At 66.8% G+C, this 17,406-nt stretch carries 17 protein-coding genes; 15 read left to right on the forward strand and 2 right to left on the reverse strand.

Annotation, left to right across the window (positions count from 1 at the left end):
* The 12 genes from H5T65_06160 to H5T65_06215 form a co-directional block, all read left to right on the forward strand.
* Positions 1–972 (forward strand): polysaccharide biosynthesis C-terminal domain-containing protein (locus tag H5T65_06160; GenBank protein MBC7258812.1); only part of this gene is annotated, 972 nt, incomplete at its 5' end.
* Complete coding sequence (locus H5T65_06165; protein MBC7258813.1) at positions 969–2,432, forward strand: O-antigen ligase family protein; 1,464 nt, start codon at positions 969–971, stop codon at positions 2,430–2,432. The genes H5T65_06160 and H5T65_06165, both read left to right, overlap by 4 nt.
* Positions 2,429–3,598, forward strand: a complete 1,170-nt coding sequence (locus tag H5T65_06170; GenBank protein MBC7258814.1) for a glycosyltransferase family 2 protein — start codon at positions 2,429–2,431, stop codon at positions 3,596–3,598. The genes H5T65_06165 and H5T65_06170 overlap by 4 nt, the downstream gene beginning before the upstream one ends.
* Positions 3,595–4,092 carry a hypothetical protein gene (locus tag H5T65_06175; protein ID MBC7258815.1) on the forward strand — a complete coding sequence of 166 codons (498 nt, stop codon included), beginning with the start codon at positions 3,595–3,597 and terminating at the stop codon, positions 4,090–4,092. The genes H5T65_06170 and H5T65_06175 overlap by 4 nt, the downstream gene beginning before the upstream one ends.
* Positions 4,089–5,258: a glycosyltransferase family 39 protein gene (locus H5T65_06180; GenBank protein ID MBC7258816.1), complete on the forward strand. Its 1,170-nt coding sequence runs from the start codon at positions 4,089–4,091 to the stop codon at positions 5,256–5,258. The genes H5T65_06175 and H5T65_06180 overlap by 4 nt, the downstream gene beginning before the upstream one ends.
* On the forward strand, positions 5,255–6,133 hold the full coding sequence (locus H5T65_06185) for a glycosyltransferase family 2 protein (GenBank protein MBC7258817.1): 879 nt from the start codon (positions 5,255–5,257) through the stop codon (positions 6,131–6,133). The genes H5T65_06180 and H5T65_06185 overlap by 4 nt, the downstream gene beginning before the upstream one ends.
* Complete coding sequence (locus H5T65_06190) at positions 6,126–6,878, forward strand: class I SAM-dependent methyltransferase (GenBank protein ID MBC7258818.1); 753 nt, start codon at positions 6,126–6,128, stop codon at positions 6,876–6,878. The genes H5T65_06185 and H5T65_06190 overlap by 8 nt, the downstream gene beginning before the upstream one ends.
* On the forward strand, positions 6,815–8,590 hold the full coding sequence (locus H5T65_06195) for a glycosyltransferase (GenBank protein MBC7258819.1): 1,776 nt from the start codon (positions 6,815–6,817) through the stop codon (positions 8,588–8,590). The genes H5T65_06190 and H5T65_06195 overlap by 64 nt, the downstream gene beginning before the upstream one ends.
* A 490-nt stretch (positions 8,591–9,080) precedes the next feature.
* Positions 9,081–9,983 (forward strand): hypothetical protein, encoded by a 903-nt coding sequence (locus H5T65_06200; GenBank protein ID MBC7258820.1) that lies wholly within the window; start codon positions 9,081–9,083, stop codon positions 9,981–9,983.
* 26 nt (positions 9,984–10,009) lie between these two features.
* Positions 10,010–10,696, forward strand: coding sequence for a metallophosphoesterase (locus tag H5T65_06205; protein ID MBC7258821.1), 687 nt, complete (start codon positions 10,010–10,012; stop codon positions 10,694–10,696).
* A complete protein-coding gene (locus tag H5T65_06210; protein ID MBC7258822.1) occupies positions 10,693–11,583 on the forward strand; it encodes a hypothetical protein in 891 nt (296 codons plus the stop codon). The genes H5T65_06205 and H5T65_06210 overlap by 4 nt, the downstream gene beginning before the upstream one ends.
* 91 nt (positions 11,584–11,674) lie before the next feature.
* The gene (locus H5T65_06215; GenBank protein ID MBC7258823.1) at positions 11,675–12,550 is read left to right on the forward strand and encodes a hypothetical protein; all 876 of its coding nucleotides are present in this window, start codon (positions 11,675–11,677) and stop codon (positions 12,548–12,550) included.
* Between the two features lie 19 nt (positions 12,551–12,569).
* On the opposite strand, the gene H5T65_06220 is transcribed toward H5T65_06215, so the two are convergent.
* Both H5T65_06220 and H5T65_06225 read right to left on the reverse strand, forming a co-directional pair.
* Positions 12,570–13,148, reverse strand: coding sequence for a hypothetical protein (locus H5T65_06220; protein MBC7258824.1), 579 nt, complete (start codon positions 13,146–13,148; stop codon positions 12,570–12,572).
* 23 nt (positions 13,149–13,171) lie between these two features.
* Positions 13,172–14,203, reverse strand: a complete 1,032-nt coding sequence (locus H5T65_06225) for a DsbA family protein (GenBank protein ID MBC7258825.1) — start codon at positions 14,201–14,203, stop codon at positions 13,172–13,174.
* A 602-nt stretch (positions 14,204–14,805) separates the two neighbouring features.
* Between H5T65_06225 and pdxS the strand changes: the two genes are divergently transcribed.
* The 3 genes from pdxS to H5T65_06240 all read left to right on the forward strand — a co-directional run bounded on the left by pdxS (position 14,806) and on the right by H5T65_06240 (position 17,374).
* Complete coding sequence (pdxS, locus tag H5T65_06230) at positions 14,806–15,696, forward strand: pyridoxal 5'-phosphate synthase lyase subunit PdxS (protein ID MBC7258826.1); 891 nt, start codon at positions 14,806–14,808, stop codon at positions 15,694–15,696.
* A gap of 34 nt (positions 15,697–15,730) precedes the next feature.
* Positions 15,731–16,318, forward strand: a complete 588-nt coding sequence (gene pdxT, locus H5T65_06235) for a pyridoxal 5'-phosphate synthase glutaminase subunit PdxT (GenBank protein ID MBC7258827.1) — start codon at positions 15,731–15,733, stop codon at positions 16,316–16,318.
* Between the two features lie 78 nt (positions 16,319–16,396).
* Positions 16,397–17,374 carry a hypothetical protein gene (locus H5T65_06240; protein ID MBC7258828.1) on the forward strand — a complete coding sequence of 326 codons (978 nt, stop codon included), beginning with the start codon at positions 16,397–16,399 and terminating at the stop codon, positions 17,372–17,374.
* Positions 17,375–17,406 lie beyond the last annotated feature (32 nt).

Here is a 17,406-nt window from a genome sequence, read left to right on the forward strand (position 1 = left end):
TTGCCGTCGTGGGTGCGCGGCGGCGTGCCCTTCTGGTCGTGGCGCGACGCCCGCTCGCCCCAGGTGCGCACGCTCGTCGGCGCCAGCCTCATCATGATTCCGGTGCAGGCGAATCTGTACCTGTACCTCATCGTGGACCGGTTTCTGGGTTCCATGCTCCCGCAGGGCACCATCGCCGTCTTGAGTTACGCGGACAAGGTCATCAAGGCGTTTTCGGGCGTTACCATCGCGGCGCTGGGGGTGGTGATCTTCCCGTACCTCGCGGAGATGGCCTCCGGCGACCGCCGCGAGGATTTGGATCGGCTGATTCGTTTTGCCATATGGCTGACGGCACTCATCATCCTGCCGGTGCAACTGGGGCTTATGGCCGCCGGACAGCCCCTCGTGCGCCTGCTGTTTGAGCGCGGGGCCTTCCGCCCCGAAGACACGGCGCTGACCACCGTGGCGATGAACTACCAACTCATCGGGCTGTTCGCGTCGGCGTTGAGCCTGGTGTTCTACCGGGTGCAGTTCGCGTTTCAGAGGTACAAGACGGCGCTGGGCGTTTCGGTGCTGGCCATCGTCGTCAACATTGCACTGAAGGCGGCGCTCATGCCCATCCTGGGCTACATCGCGATGCCGCTGGGCACGTCTATCGCTGCGATTGTGGAGGTGCTCGTGGTGGCCTACACGCTGCGCCGCGATGTGCGCTGCTTCCGCGAGGCGGGCCTCTACCGCGACGTGGCGAAGGTGCTTGGGGCGGCGCTGGCCGGCGGGGCCGCCGCGTACCTGGCGGCGGGGCGGCTCGGCCACCTGGCGGGCCTCTGGGCCGCTGCGTGGGTCCAGGTGCTGGTGCTTGTGGCGGTGTGTGGGCTGGTTTACGTGGCCGCGCTGGCGCTGCTGCGGGTGGAGGATGTGAGGAGCGCCGTCGCGGCCCTGGGCCGGTTCGTGAGGCGGCAAACCCACCCCGCCGGCGAGGAGGTGCAGGCATGACGGCGCATGCGTGCACGGGCGGGCAACCGACGGCCATCCGCAACGTCCTGCCGCTGGCGGGCGCTGCGGTTGTGGGCGTGTTCATCGGCGCGGCGGCCCTTTTCGCCTCGCGCAACGGCGTGGGCCTACAGGTCTTCGTCGCGGCGCTGGGCGGGCTTGGGGTGCTCGTGCTCGCTCTCGTCAAGCCCCGCGCCGTCATGTACGGCCTCATCCTTCTGCTGCCGGTGGAGACCATCGGCCCGCTCTCGCTGATGCAGAGCAAGGTCATCAAACTGGCGGTGATGGCGCTGTTGCTGGGCGTGGAGTTGGCCCGCCGTTGCATCCGCCATGACGCGAGGTGGCGACGCTCGCCCTACGACCTGTTCATCCTGGCGTTTCTGGCGTCGGCGACGTTCTCCACCTTGCTGTCCCGCGACCCATTGGGCAGCGCGCGGAGCGTGGTGCAATCCGCGCTCATCTTCGGGTTCTTCGCTCTCATCGTGAATCGGGTGGAAGGCGGCAGAACCGTGGTGCGGCTCATCTACGCGATGCTGGGCGTGGCGGCGTTCGTAACGGTGTACGGGATTTTGCAGAAGCAGTTCGGCTACGGCCTCTTCGGGTCGGCCTACATTCGGCAGAAAATCGTCGCGTTCTACGAGGTGATCGGGCGGCGGCTGTTTTCGGTGCTGAACAACCCCAACGCCCTGGGCGGATACCTGGGCACGATGTTTCCCATTGCGCTGGCCGTGCTCCTGCTCGGGAAGATACGGGGATACTGGCGGGCGGCGCTTGCCGTGTTGCTCGCGCTGATGGGGCTGGTGATGCTTTGGGCGGGGTCGCGGGGCGCGCTGATGGGGGTGGCCGCGGCGGCGGGGATCATGCTGCTCCTCCTGCGCCGCAACCGCGCCTTCCTCATCCTGCTGGCCGTCGTCCTCTTGCTCTGTCTGGCGGGTATCCTATATACTTACCAGCAGGAGGCGCTGTCGCGTTACCTGCGCATCTACGACTCGCTGGACGTTACGCTGTCGGGCCGATGGGAAATCTGGCAGAAGGCGGTGGAGATCGCGCGCGACCATTGGCTCACGGGCATCGGGTTCTACACGTGGACATCCACGTATCCGGAATACGGCTTGAGTTTCTGGAAGACCGTGGACAACCCGCACAACCTGCTGCTCAACATGGCGGTGGAGCAGGGGGTCGCGGGCGTGGTGCTGTACTTCTGGTTCGTGATCCTGTTCCTGGCGTCGTCCATGCGGTTTGTGAAGCAGACGCGCCGCGTGGCGTGGGCCTACCCGCTGATGGTGGGCATTTTGGGCGCGGGGGTGAGCCGCATCGTGCACGAGATCTTTGAGGCGGACACGTTGCTGGGCGTGAGTTCGGTCGCGGAGGTGTTCTGGGCGCTGCTGGCGCTACAGGTGGTGGCAATGCGCGCCGTGCGCAGCGAGCGGGCCGCCCGCGGCGGGAGCGGAGGGGGAGCATGATTCTGGCGGTCGCATGGTGGGTGCTTGCCGCATTGGTGGCCTACACGTATGTGGGGTATCCGGCCCTCTTGGGCATCCTCGCCCGCATTCGGCCCAAGCCGCTCCCGCGCGCCGAAATCCAGCCCACCGTGTCGCTCATCATCGCCGCGCACAACGAGGAGATGTGCATCCGCGACAAGTTGGAGAACTCGCTGGCCCTGGCGTATCCGCGCGACAAGTTGGAGATTCTGGTCGCTTCGGATGCTTCCACAGACCGCACCAACGAGATCGTGGCCGAGTTCGCGGAGCGCGGCGTTCGGCTCAATGCCATCCCCGAGCGACGCGGCAAGTCGTATGCGCAGAACCGGACGGTGGAGATGGCGACGGGCGAGGTGCTGGTGTTCTCGGACGCCAACTCCATGTACGAGCCGGACGCGGTGGCGAAGTTGGTGCGGAATCTGGCCGATGCTTCGGTCGGGTACGTGAGCGGCGAACTCCGATACCGCAAGCCGCGCTCGGCCATCGGGGCAGGCGAGGGGCTGTACTGGCGCTACGAGACCTGGATCAAGCGCAAGGAGAGCGAGACCGGCAACATCATCAACGGCAACGGCGCTATCTACGCGGTGCCGCGCCGCCATTTCGTGCCGGTGCCCGATCACACCGGCGCCGATCTGTGGCTTCCGTTGACGCAGATTCGCCGCGGGCTGCGCACGGTGCACGAGGCCGAGGCCGTCGCCTACGAGGAGACTTCCCTCACTGCCGCCGACGAATACGGGCGCAAACACCGTAGCACCGTGCGCGTGCTGCACGTGCTCACCGAGCACGCGGGCGTGCTCAACCCGTTTCGCTACGGCTTGACCTCGCTCAAACTTCTCTCGCATCGCTATCTGCGCTACGTGGTGCCCTATCTCATCGTGGCGCTGTTGGTGGTGAACGCATTTCTCCTGTCGTCGGTCTTCTTCCGCGTTACGATGGGGCTTCAGTTGGCGTTCTACGCGGCGGCGTTGGTCGGGGCCTGGCTGCAAAAACGGGGCAAGCGCGTTCTCCTCTTCTACGTTCCCTACTACTTCTGCGTTGTGAATCTGGCGGCGGTGCAGGGGGCTTTGCGGTTCCTGCGCGGCGAACGGGTGCGGGTCTGGGAGAAGGCGGCCACAACGCGCATCCGCACCGACAAGGAGGGCCCATGAGCGCGCCTGTGGATGACCGCACGCTCGTCTCGCGCCCGCGGGCGGCCTGGGCTTCGTGGGCGGCGCTTGCCATTTTGCTCGTGCTGCTGCTCTATCCGTCGCCCGCCTTCCCCTGGTCGCCGCTGGACGTTGAGCCCTCGGACATCGTGGAAGCCGACTACCGCGAGATCGGCGCGTTCCTCCAGGCCAACACCCCGCCCGACGCCGTCGTCGCCAGCGATGCCTACTGGCTGGTCTCGTGGTACGGCGACCGCACCAGTTTGTGGTTTCCCGTGGACACGGAGGCGCTGGCGGAGATAGAGCGGCGCTTTGTGCGCGTGGACGCAGTCTTCCTCACGCCCACGTACCTGAACGCCGCGGCGAAGACCAATCCCGTTTGGCGCAACCTCTACGCCAAGCCCAAAGCCTTCGGCGAATTCCAGGTCATCAAGGAGTACGTTAGCACCCACGGGTTGCGGGCGGTGCTCTTCCTGAAGCAGGAGACGCGGCCATGAGGCATCGGCGCTGGGAGACCTGGCTGCTTGCGATTCTCGTTGTGCTGGTTGCGGGCCTCGCCCTGTACGCCTACGGCGCGCGCGCGTTCACCCGCATCTCGTCGCCGGACGCCATGCGCTACGCCTCGGTCGCCAGGGCCTACCTGCGGGGCGAGGGGTTCGCCTGGAATCAGTACCTGCCCTACGAACTGGCGACGGAGGGCTACAACCCCGCGAAACGCTATCCCCATTTCCTGCATCCGCTGGTCATCGCGGGGGCCATGCGCCTGTTCGGAGAGAGCGACAGAGCGGTGGCGCTGGCGTCGGCGCTGCCGACCGTATTGGCGGCGCTGTTGGTGTTCGCGCTGGGCCGCAGGTGGTTTGACCTGCGGGTTGGGTTCGTGGCGGCGCTGGCCTTCGCCCTGAACGCCGATACGCTGTACTACGGATTGTCGGGGCTTACGGAGCCGCTGTTCACGGTGGTGCTGCTGGCATGCGTGTTCTGCTATGCACGGGGGCTGGGCTTGCCCGGGCGCGCGGGCATGGCGTGGATGGCGGCGGCTGGGGCGGTGCTGGGCCTGGGACAGGCCGTGCGGCCGGTGGGCGTGTTGTACGCCCTGCCCTTTGCGCTCGTGGCGCTGATTGCGAAGGGGCCGCGCTGGCAACGGGCAGGCGCGTTCGTGCTGGGCTTCGCGCTCCTATTCGCGCTCACGACATGGGTTGGCGCGGGGCGCTTCCTTCCGGTGGGAGACCCGTCCTTTGGCCTGCTGACGGGCGTTGGCGAGTTCAAAGAGAAGTACGACTTCCATCGGATGCTGGCGTTGCCCGCCGACCCCTGGGCCTACGTCTTCGCGCACTGGGGGGACTTCTGGGGTAAGGTCCTGTCGTCGGCCCATCACTATGTCAAAGACATCCTGCTGGTCCTCGGGAGCGGTAGCGCTGTCATCGGGGCGCTGTTTGTGGCGTCCTTGCTGGTGCGCTACCGCGACGACGCCCTGAACAAGATGCGCCTGTTGCTGTTGTTGCTCATGGCGGCGCAGTTGGGCGTCAACCTGCTCCTGTGGCCCACGGATCGGTATTTCTTCCCATTCTTGCCGCTGGTGGTGCTGTTCGCCGGCGACTACCTGTGGCGCATCATGGATACGCTGCGCATGCCGTCGCAGAAGGAAAGGACACAAGGGCTGTGATCAGTGTGGTGATTCCCGCGTACAACGAGGAACAGGCCATCGGCGACGACCTGCGGGCGGTGCAGGCGGCGATGGACAGCACGGGGCTGGAGTACGAGATCATCGTCGTGGACGACGGCTCCACCGACCGCACGGCGGAGATCGCGCGCGGGTTCCCCAACGTGCGGCTCATCTCGCATCTCCGCAACCGAGGCACAGGCGCGGCCCGCACCACGGGCGTGAAGGCCGCGCGCGGCGACATCATCGTGATGACGGACGCCGACGGCACGTATCCGAATCACGACATGCCGCGACTCCTCGCCGCGCTGGAGGGGTACGACATGGTCATCGGCGCGCGGAAGAAAGAGGCCGGCACGATGCGCTGGCTCCGCACGCCCGCCAAGACCTTCATCCGACTCTTGGCGTCCTATCTCACGGCGACGCGGATTCCGGATTTGAATTCGGGCTTCCGCGCCTTTCGCAAAGCCCCCGTCATGCGGTTTCTGAACGTCCTGCCCGCCACGCATTCCTGGGTCAGCACCATCACCATCGCGTTCCTCACCAACGGCTACACGGTCAACTTCATTCCCATTGACTACTACCCGCGCAAGGGGCGCTCCACGTTCCACCCCCTGCGCGACACGTACAACTACCTGACGCTCGTGGTGCGCGCCATCGTGTACTTCAACCCGCTCAAGGTGTTCCTGCCCATCAGTTTGTTTCTGCTGCTGTTCGGGGGCGCAAAGGTGATCTACGACATCATCACCTACAACTGGCACTTCGCGCCCTCTACCGTTACGCTGATTCTGACGGGGGTGCAGGTCGGCGCGCTGGGGATGCTGGCGGATTTGATCGTCAAGCGGCTCAACGGGCCGCAGGGCGGCGCGGGTGAGTGAGTGGGGTCGGCTCGTTTCCCTGGCGCGACGCCGCGCCGAGTCGCCTGAAGCCTACAGGCGGTTTCAGGCGCAGCAGGGGCGGATGGTCCTGGCCCGCCTGGAGGCCAAAGGCTTGAGCGTCGCGGGCCGCCGCGTGCTGGACCTGGGATGCGGCCTGGGGGGATACACAGAGGCGCTGCGCGAGCGGGGCGCGTGGGTTGTGGCCGCCGACCTGTCCGCGCGCACCCTGGCGGAACTGGACAGCACGTCGCCGCGGGTGTGCGCCGACGCGCTGGCCCTGCCGTTCGCGGACGATACGTTTGACCTGGTGTTCTGCGCGAGCCTGATAGAGCATGTGGACGACGGCCCCGCGCTGCTGCAAGGGGTGCTGCGCGTGGTGCGCGCCGGCGGATACGGCTACGTGAGTTTTCCCCCGTTCTACAGCCCGCGGGGCGGCCATCAGTTTGCGCCCTATCACTTGCTGGGCGAGCGCGTCGCCACGTGGCTCTACCTGCTTACGCGCGCCCGCCGGATTCCGGCGTGGCAGCGGAGCATCGTGGCCGAGGGCGGTTCGTACAGCCGCGCGTACCACGGGTTTGGGCTTCACCGCGTAACCATCGCCGCGGCCCGACGGTGGGCCGTCCATGCGGGTTGGGAAGTGGTATCTCTGTCCACGCGATTCTCGCCGGTGAACACGGCCCGATGGCTGGTCATCGGCGAGTTCCTCACCTGGCACGCAGAGTTTTTGCTTCGGAAGCCGCCATGATTCTGTTCATCACGCGGAAGTACCCGCCGTCGGTGGGCGGGATGGAGAAACTGAGTTATGAGATGACCCGCGCCGTGAGCGCCATCGTTCCGGCCCGCGTGATCGCGTGGCGCGGGCCGCGCTGGGGATGGCCGCTGTTCGCGGCGATGGCCTTCGCGCGCGGCCTGTGGGCGTGCATGACCGGCCCCGTGCGCTTCATCCACGTGAGCGATCCGGTGCTGGCGCCGTTGGGCCTGGCCCTGGCACGCCTGACGGGCCGCAGGTGGGGTCTCACCGCTCACGGGCTGGACATCCTGTACCCGCGGCGAATCTACCAGGCGGTGGTGCTCCCGTGCGTGCGCCGCGCGGATGTGGTTGTCGCCATCAGCCAGGCCGCGCGCGAAGCGTGTCTCGCGAAGGGCGTGGCCCCCGCCCGCTGCCGCGTGATTCCCATCGGCGTGCACGCGCCGGAGGAGCCGCCCGACCGCTACCTGGCGCGTGAGCGGCTTCGCCTGGCGCTGGCCCTGGAACTCCGCGACCGCCCCGTGCTCCTGATCGTCGGGCGGCTGGTGCCGCGCAAGGGCGTGGCCTGGTTTGTGTGCCAGGTGTTGCCCTTGCTGGCCCAGGTGCAGCCCGACGCGATTTGCCTCGTTGTGGGGGATGGCCCCGAGCGGCACACCGTGCGCCGCATCATCCGCGAGGGCAAGATGCACGAGCGCGTGGTGCTCCTGGGGCGCGTGTCGGATACGATCCTGGCCGACCTGTACGCGGCCGCCACGCTGTTCCTGATGCCCAACGTCCCCGTGCCTGGCGACATGGAGGGATTTGGCATCGTGGCGTTGGAGGCGGCGTCGCGCGGGCTGCCCGTGGTGGCCTCGCGGCTGGAGGGCATTCCCGACGCGGTGGTGGACGGCGAGAACGGCGTGCTTGTTCCGCCGCTGGACGCGCAGGCTTGGGTGTCGGCGATCCACCGTCTGCTCTCCGATGGCGCGGCGCGGGCAGACCTGGCGGCGCGGGCGCGGGAGTTCACACGGTCGCGCTACCGCTGGGATACCCTGGCGCGGGAGTACGTCCGGGCCTTCGGGTTGGAATCCGAGCGCGGGCAGGCCCAGTGGGATGAGGCCTACCTTCACGTGCGGCGCGGCGAAGGGCGCAGACTCCGACGGCTGCGCGCCTTCGGGTTCTCGCCCGAATGGCGGATTCTGGACTACGGGTGCGGCGACGGCATCAATACGCGCCTGCTGGTCGGCTTGGGCTGCCGCCGCGTGGTGAGCATGGACTATTCGCTGCGCCTGCTCCGTGCGGGCCGCCCGCCCTGCCCCGTGGCAGCCGACGGGATGCGCATGCCCTTCGCCGATGGCGCGTTTGACGCCGTGCTGGTGGACGGCGTGCTGCATCACCTGGACGCACAGGCGGCGCTCGCCGAGATCGCCCGCGTGCTGCGCCCTGGGGGGATGCTGGGCGTGGTGGAGCCGGCCGGGTCGTGGGCGCGCCGTGCGTTGGACGCGCTCACCTTCTCGCCGCTGGGCTTGCTGTGGAGCGAGACGCGGCACCGACGCACGAGCCTGGCCGAGGAGTGGGCTACGTACCAGGCATGGCTGCAGGTGGAACGCGCCCTGCCGGACTGGGTGCGGGCCGCGGGGCTGGAGGTTCGCTCCGTGCGCCGTACCGCGCTGAATGTGATGCTTGTGGCCGTGCGTCCAGGCCCGGCCGCGCAAGAGGACGCGAGGTAGTTCAAGAGCAGCGCAAAGACCCCAAGCGTCTCCGAGACTCTTGGGGTCTTCACACTCGTGGGGTGCTTGACCTCACCTATCTCCTTCCACGCCCTCCCCTTCCCTTACTGCGCGCGAAGAGGGAAGGGCCGGGGTGGAGATGCGTGAGGTCAAGCGTGTAGGGTAGCTTTCCATACCCGCCGGAGGGAGAGGGCAGGCACGGAAACCTGCCCCGACGCACTGCCTTATTCTCGCCCCAGGACGGCAATGCGCCCAAGGGCCTCCCCTCGTTGACAAACGCGGCGCACCTGTGTTACGATACCCTCGCAGGTTTGGACGCATACATAGGGGGTGCGTCGTGAGGCGACCGGTCGCGCGGGGTCCGTATAGGGCTGCCATCAGAATCACAAGCGGAGCGCTGGTATCTGGCGCGGCCTGGACGGACGTCCTCCGCCGCTGGCGGGATGAGGCTGCCAGCGCGTTGGACAATGCGGGAAGGCTGCTCGGGGGAATGTGGGCGCGCCATCACCCCTCGGCTGCGACTGTTCTGCGCCTGCCTTTGGTGCGCCATTTCTCGGCCTGGTATGCCGCGCAGCCCAATTACGTGCAGATGGGCCTCAACGTCATCTCGCTCGCCATGGCATTGCTGCTGGCCGTGGCCGCGGGGTATCTCGGCTTGCGCCCGCCCTCCGCGCTCACGGCCAAGGCCCAGGCCCCCACGCACGAGTTGGCCGCCATCCTGTACGGGTGGATGGATCAGCGGCCCGCCCTGCCGTCCGCCGACTGCGGCCCATTTGAACCCGCTGCCGCATGTCGGGCGCGGCAGGCCGCCGACGTCGCGCAGTGGGAAAGCCGCTTTGCCGAGTACGTGCGCATAATCCAGGCGGAACAGGAGCGCGCGGAGTGGGTTCACGATGGCAAGGACTTCCCCACCTACAACCGAGACACTGGCGTTATCACCTTCACGCTCGCTTTGCAAGGCGCGGTGCGGGCCGACGAGAAGAATTGTCTCCCGTTCCGAATCATCGCGCAGGTGCCTTCGGGGATCACCACAGGCCCCTGGCCCGACCAGGGGGGCCAAGCGAAGGCCAACACGGACATACGGCAACGATTGCGGGAGGTGGCCGTCAAGCCCAAACCGTTCCCGCACCCATGCCTGCGCACGGCGCAGTGGACGGCGTGGGCGCGCGTGGAACCCGAGACGGCGCAGGTGTGGGCGGCCTGGGCCAAGGACAAGGGCTGGAAACTGGAGATGTTCTTCCACCTGGACAACGCGGAATGCCCCCTCGCGCCCAACTGGGACGAGGACGCTCGCCTGACCAAGCAGGACTTTGCCGAGGAGCAGCGCATCTGGCTGTGGGTAGATGAGGTGCGGCTGGCCATCGGCGACGCGATCGTGCAGCGGTGGCGGTGAGGCGCATGAGACCAGGGGCGAAGACCCTGCGGGTGTTGACCCTCAGCGACGAGGTGGTGCAATCCATCCACACTCCCGCCGTGCGCGAGCGCTTCGGCGACGTGGACATCGTCATCGGCTGCGGCGACCTCCCGCACGAGTACCTGGAATACGTGGTGAGCGTCCTGAACAAACCCCTGTTCTTCGTGCGCGGCAACCACACCTGCGTCGTGGAATACTCGGAGACCGGCGAACGCCCCCTTGTCCATGGCGGCGTGAACCTGCATCGCCGCGTCGTCAACTACCACGGGTGGCTGATCGCAGGCGTGGAGGGGAGCGTGCGCTACAATCGGGGGATGTTCCAGTACACGCAGATGGAGATGTGGGGGCACGTGCTGCGCCTTGTGCCGGCCCTCCTGCGCAACCGCATCCGGTACGGCCGCTACCTGGACGTTTTCGTTACGCACGCCCCACCGTGGGGTATTCACGACCAGCCCGACCCCGCGCATCGCGGCATCAAGGCGTTCCGCTGGTTTGTGCGGGCCTTTCGCCCTGCGGTGCACTTTCACGGTCACAGCCACGTGTACCGCTCGGACACGATCACGGAGACGCAGTTCCACGCCACGCGCGTGATCAACACGTACCCCTATCGGGAGACGGAACTGGGACATCCTACGACGCGGCCTGCCCTGCCACAGTTTGCAGGCGGCCGCCAGAAGCGAGGCACACGATGACCTTGGACCATCTAGCCCAAGAGGACTTTCAGCGCGCCCGAAGCAAAGCCTTCTGGAATCGGATCGTGGGCTGGCTCATGGGCGAACAAACCGACTTGCTCCCGCTGGACGCCGTCAAGGCGCACCTGCCCCTCCAGGGGCAGCACGACCTCGGCCTTCAGGCCGTGCCCATCCGCCAGATTGTCGGCAGCGAGAGCCGCTACCGCGACTTTGACCGCGCCTTCCTCCCGCGCCAGACGCACACGCGCGACCGTTGGGTTAACATTGATCGGCTGCACTACCAGCAGGTTGAATTGCCACCGGTGAGTCTGTACAAGGTTGGCGACATCTACTTCGTGCGCGACGGCAACCATCGCGTTTCCGTCGCCCGCGAACGCGGCCAGGAATTCGTGGACGCCTACGTAACCGAACTGGCCACGCCCGTGCCCCTGACCCCGGATACAGATTTGCACAGCCTCATCCTGGAGCAGGAGCGGGTCATTTTCCTCCAGCAGACCGGACTGGATAGAATACGGCCCGACGCGGATGTGCGCCTGACCCTCCCCGGCCAGTACGCGAAACTTGCCGAGCATATCCAGGTGCACCGCTGGTTTCTCGGCCAGGAGCGCGGCGGAGACGTGCCCTACGAGGAAGCCGTGGCGTCATGGTACGATCACGTGTACCTGCCGCTGGTGCAGATTATTCGCGAGCATCAGATTCTGAACGAGTTCCCAGGCCGCACCGAGGCCGACCTCTACCTGTGGATCATTGAACACAGTTGGTATCTGCGCGAGGCGGGCGGCGAGATTCCCATGGAGCAGGCAGCCACCGACTTCGCCCGCGCCTATTCCCGCAGGCTGCTCACCAAACTCAAGAACCTTCTGCGACGTGCCGCTCGCAAGCGATGAGATTTTCGGCCTGCATGGGAAGGGCCGCCGCGCAGTGGGGCCGGCCCTGCGTTCGGGCCTGCGAGGCCCGCGAGATTCCAGGAGGTGAGGCATGGTCATATCCAGTTCGTCCATGGAGCGGACGGCGCAGACCGCCGCCAAGTTGGAGGCAGTCAAGACGCTAGACCGCCTGGTGGAGGAAGGCGCGAAGACTCCGGAGGAAGTGGCCGCGGAGAGGGAGCGCCTGCTGAAACAACCCGCCCGCAAGCGATGGCGGGTGAACATGCGCGTCCTGCTGGGAACGCTGCTGTTCATTGCCTTGGCGATGGCGGCGTTGCGGGCGGCTGCCGAGCCGAACGGCCTGGCTTGGCTGTTCGCCGTGGTCCCTGCGGCAGCCGTGGCCGGAGACATCGCCACCGTGCTGGGGCCGCTGCTCGCCGTGTCGGTGGCGGTGGAGCGGCTCCTGGAGACCGCATTTGACGCCTTTGAGCAGTCGTCGCGGGCGGTGGCCGATGTGCTGGCGGCCCCCAAGGAGGCGCTGGACTGGATCGGGCGCGAATACCAGGCCGCATACGAGGCGGCTGCGGCAGCGGCAAGCGCGGTCGGGGAGGGAGCGTCCGACGAGGCGCTGGCCCGGCTGGCCGCCGCCGAATCGCGCCTGGCGCAGGCCGAGGCCCGCGTGCGCGCCTGGACCTCCGCGCCGGAATACATCGCCTGGAAGCGCGCGTTGTGCATCTGGGCCGGCCTGGTCGTGGGGTTGGGCGTGGCCATCTTCGGCGACCTGGGGATGCTGCACATCATCGGGGCCCCGACCCCGCGCCTGCTGGACATGATCGTTACGGGCTTGGTCATCGGCGCTGGCCCCGGGCCGATGCACGCGCTCATCGGCATCATCCAGAGCGGCAAGGACGCGGCCAACAACCTGGCGGATCTGGCGAAGAGCAAAGCGGCGGAACTGAAGGCGGCCGCCGACGCGCTGAAGAAGTAGCGTACAGGCTGCCGCGCCCTTATTCCAGACCCTGCGACAGCGACGGGAAGCGGTCGGCGATGCGCGCCAACACGTTGCGGGCCTCAACGGGCGTCAGTCCTGCGCCGAAGCGCACCGCGCTGCCGCCGTAGTCAAACGTCAGCGCGCCGGCCCACGGCCCTCGGGAACCGCCGTAGTCCTCGGAAACGCGCAGGCGGTCCACGTAGGCCGCCTCATACCGCTTGCGCGGGCCGATGCCCAGCACGGCCTTCTGGATGGTCAGCGACTCGCCGTCAATGACGACGACTTCCTTGCCCGCCAGGTTCCACAGCCAGACGAGCAGGGCGAACCCGCCGCCCACGGTCCACAGCGCAAGCCAGATGCCGATGAAGAGCAGGCCGGCCCCGCTGCCCATGTCGGGCGCTCGCCCCGCCAGGATGGCGGCCAGGCCCTCCACGAGTGTGGCTCCCACGACGAGTTCGCCCGTCGCCCAGCCCGCAAGCCAGAACCCCAGGAACAGGACGATGAGCCAATGGCGGCGCGCCGGAATCGCGATTCGCAGCGCCGCAAAGGAGTCCTCTATCGTGTATCGCGGGGCGTCGGGCTGGAACTCGGCCATGTGCGTTCCTTGCTCTGCGCCGGCTACTTCTTCGCCAGTTCTTCCTCAATCAGTTCCTGGAACGCCTCAAACGGCTGCGCGCCGGTCAGTTTGATGCCGTTGACAAAGAACGCGGGGGTCCCGGTCACGCCATACGCTTGGCCGTCCGCCATGTCCCCGGCCACCTCCTCGGCCATCGCGCCCGAATCCAGACAGGCGTCAAACTGGGCCGAGTCCAGGCCCAGGTCTGCGGCGTACTGCTTCAGCGACGCCACGTCCAGCGCGTCTTGGTGCGCAAACAGCAGGTCGTGATACTCCCAAAACTTGCCCTGCTGGGCGGCGCACCCCGCGGCCTCGGCAGCCTTCTGCGCATTGGGGTGGATGGACGTCAAGGGGAAGTCACGGAAGACGTACTTTACCTTGCCCGTCTTGATGTAGGCCTCGTCAATCTGTGGAAAGACCTCGCGCACGTAGTACCCGCAATAGGGGCACTGGTACTCGCTGAACTCCACAATGGTTACCGGGGCGTCGGGCGACCCTTTGACCGGGTCATCGTCCAGGCTGACCTCATGCCGCCGGGGCGGGATAAACCTCAGGCTCGTCCCGATGCCGCGGAAGACCGCCGCATACCGATCGGCGATGTCGGCGTTGGTGGATAGGGTAACCACGTACAAGTCCGTCTTGCGCAAGGCCAGGTACTGAAAGATCTGCAATTCCAGCGGAGCGCCGCTCCTGTCGGTAACGCTGGCGCGGAAACTGACCTCCAGCGCCTGCCCTCCGGCTGCCAGGTCCGTGATCTGCGTCGCCACGGGTTTCTGGATGCTCTCGGTGTTTTCCAGTTGCGTCAGGACAAGTTGCCGAACCTGTTCCAGCGTAACGGTGGTGCCCATGCGCTGGCGCTGGACGCTGGCATCGGTCGCGCCGCCTGCCTTCAACGCCTCGGATGTGGGGTCAAACCCGAAGAACGACACGCCCGCGTTGATCAGCGCGATGGCTTCTCCCTGCACCAGGTCAGCCACATCGGGGTACTTCTCCTGGACGGCGGTTAGGCTCGCCTGGAAGTTCGCCGGGTCCATGTCCACGTTGCCCCATGTCGGGGGCAGGGCGATGGCAAACCGCTCGTCGGGGACCTCGTAAACGGGCCAGCCTTCGGTGGATGCGGACGGCGGCATGGTGGGGGTGGCCGCGGGTGCCGTCGCCGCTGGCGCGGGGGTGGGGGTGAGCGTGGGAGTCGGCGTCGGTGTGGGCTGGGCGCGGCAACCCGCCAGCAGGGCCAACAGGAGACCGGTGGCAATCAGCGCAAGTCGCTTGTTCACAGTTCGTTTCCTTTCAGGCAGGTGTGGGTGTGGCAAATCCGCAAGCGTTGCTATCTTACCATGCGCGCACCGCCGCGTCAAAACGCCGTTGAGGGAGCGTAGGGCAGGTTTCCATACCTGCCCTTGTCTCGGGCGGCTACGGAAAGCCGCCCTACGTGTTTCGGCATTGTGCCACTAACCCCGCGAGCGTAGGGCAGGTTTCCATACCTGCCCTTGTCTCGGGCGGCTACGGAAAGCCGCCCTACGTGCTGCCGCGTCAAAACGCCGTTGAGCCTCGCTGCAAGGACTTGTCAACGCCGCTCAAAGCGTATAGAATAGGTTGGAAACGAAAGCAAGCGTTAGCCGTAGGGAGGTATGACGATATGGAGCCGAGAGACACGGGCACAGTAGCAGTAAAACGTGGCCTGGCGCAGATGCTCAAAGGCGGGGTGATTATGGATGTTGTTACACCTGAGCACGCCCGCATCGCCGAGGATGCCGGAGCGGTGGCGGTCATGGCGCTGGAGCGTGTGCCCGCCGACATACGGGCGCACGGCGGCGTGGCCCGCATGAGCGACCCGGAGTTGATACTCAAAATCATGGACGCCGTAACGATTCCGGTGATGGCGAAATGCCGCATCGGGCACTTTGTGGAGGCCCAGGTCTTGGAGGCGCTGGGCGTGGACTATATTGACGAGTCCGAAGTGCTGACGCCCGCCGACGAGGAACACCACATTGACAAGCACCAGTTCAAAGTGCCCTTCGTGTGCGGGTGCCGCAACCTGGGCGAGGCGCTGCGCCGCATCGCCGAGGGCGCCGCCATGATCCGAACCAAAGGCGAGGCCGGCACCGGCAACGTGGTGGAGGCCGTGCGGCATGCGCGCGCCGTCATGGGCGAAATCCGCCGCCTGAAGTCCATGGCGCCGGAGGAACTAATGAAGGCCGCCAAGGAGATGGGCGCCCCCTACGAACTCGTCAAGGAAGTGGCGCAGTTGGGCAGGCTTCCGGTGGTCAACTTCGCCGCGGGGGGCATCGCGACGCCGGCCGACGCCGCCCTGATGATGCAACTGGGCATGGACGGCGTCTTCGTCGGCTCGGGCATCTTCAAGTCCAGCGACCCGGCCCGCCGCGCCAAGGCCATCGTGGAGGCCACCACCCACTACAACGACCCGAAGATCATCGCCGAGGTGTCCAAAGGGCTGGGCGAGGCCATGCCCGGCCTGGAAATCGGCGCGATCCCCCAGGAGCAACTCCTGGCGGGGCGCGGCTGGTAGGCGCATCGCAGAACACAACCCACAGAGGACGCGTATGACAATCGGCGTTCTGGCTTTGCAGGGGGCATTCATTGAGCACCGCAAGGCGCTGGAGCGACTTGGGGTGGACACGCGCGAAGTCCGCCTTCCGGAGCATCTGGAGGGCCTGTCGGGTCTGATCATCCCCGGCGGGGAGAGCACGACCATCGGCAAACTGGCCGTAACCTACGGCCTGATCGGGCCGATTCGGGAGAGGGCCGCCGCCGGATGGCCTGTGTGGGGGACGTGCGCGGGGATGATTTTGCTGGCCAGGGACATCGGCGGCCTCGCGCAGCCGCTCATCGGACTCATGGACGTGGTGATACGGCGCAACGCCTTTGGCCGCCAGGTGGACAGTTTTGAAACCTGGCTGGACGTGCCGGAACTGGGCGGGGACGCTCCCTTCAGGGCCGTGTTCATCCGAGCGCCTGTGATTGAGCGGGTCGGGCCTGAAGTGCGGGTGCTGGCTCGGCTTTCCGATGGGGCGATTGTCGCGGCGCGCCAGGGGAATTTGCTGGCGACGGCATTTCACCCGGAACTCACGGACGACCTGCGGTTTCACCGGTACTTCTTGCGGATGACCGAAGAAGCGACGAAGGCGTAGCATTCGCTCGCGTCACGGCTGCATCATCCCACATGCCGCGTGCATGCCCCGCCTCCGCGTAAAGGAGCGGCGGGTACGATGATGAGCGTAAGGCCCTTTGGGCTACAACACATTCCGATCCTATATCGGTTGCAGCGCGGCAGTACGGTGCTGGACTTGGAGCACGCGCTGATGCGTGCGCGCAGTCCGCTCTGGGCCGCGCTCCTGGGGCACGGCTCCCTGGCCGAAGGCCCATTCTGCACGGTGGTGCTCACGGAACCCGCGGACGACTTCGCGCTGGAGGGGTTCGCGCAGGCCAGGTTGCGGCCCGGCGCCCAGGAAGCCGACCTGGTGCGCCTGGCCCCGACGCTGGATGAGCCCGAGGCCGAACGCATCTGGCGGAGCCTGCTGTTAGGACTTGGGTTGCATCTGGCGCGGCTCGGCGTGCAGCGCATCTTCGCCCGCCTGTCCGACGAGTTGGAGGCGGCGCAGGTTTTCCTGGATTCGGGCTTCGTCCTCTACACGCGCGAGGACGTGTTCCAACTTCGGCAGGTGCCCGCGCAGGGCGCGGTCGGTCTGCTGGAGCCTGCGGATGAAGACTGCCGCTGGGGCATCGGGCGGCTGTACGCGGCGGCCACGCCGAAGGCCGTGCGGCTGGCCGAGGGTTTGGCCAACGCGAGCGCGGCCCCCGGGTTCGTGCCCGGTGATGTCTCCTACGTGTGGAGGCAGGGCAGCGACATCCTGGCCCACGTGAGCATCGCCCACGGCTCCGGCATCTGCTGGGTGCGGATGCTCATGCACCCGGACCATGCCGACAGGGCCGCCGATGTGATTCGGGATGTGTTGAACCGCTTGCCGCACCGCACGCAGACGGTCTACTGCAGCGCGCGGGCGTACCAGGTGAACCTGCGCGGGCCTTTGCAGGACGCCGGGTTCCGATTCGTAACCAGCCAGTCGGTGCTGGTGCGACAAAACGCCTTGCCGGTTCGGGAGGCCCAGACGGCGCCGGCGGTGGCCTTTGAGAAGCGGGCCGAGGCGCGCACGCCCACGGCCGCACGGCACGATGTTTTGACATAATGGACGCGGGAGAGACCCTCCCGCGCTGAGAG

This window comes from Chloroflexota bacterium (assembly GCA_014360805.1).
Classification (GTDB): domain Bacteria; phylum Chloroflexota; class Anaerolineae; order DTLA01; family DTLA01; genus DTLA01.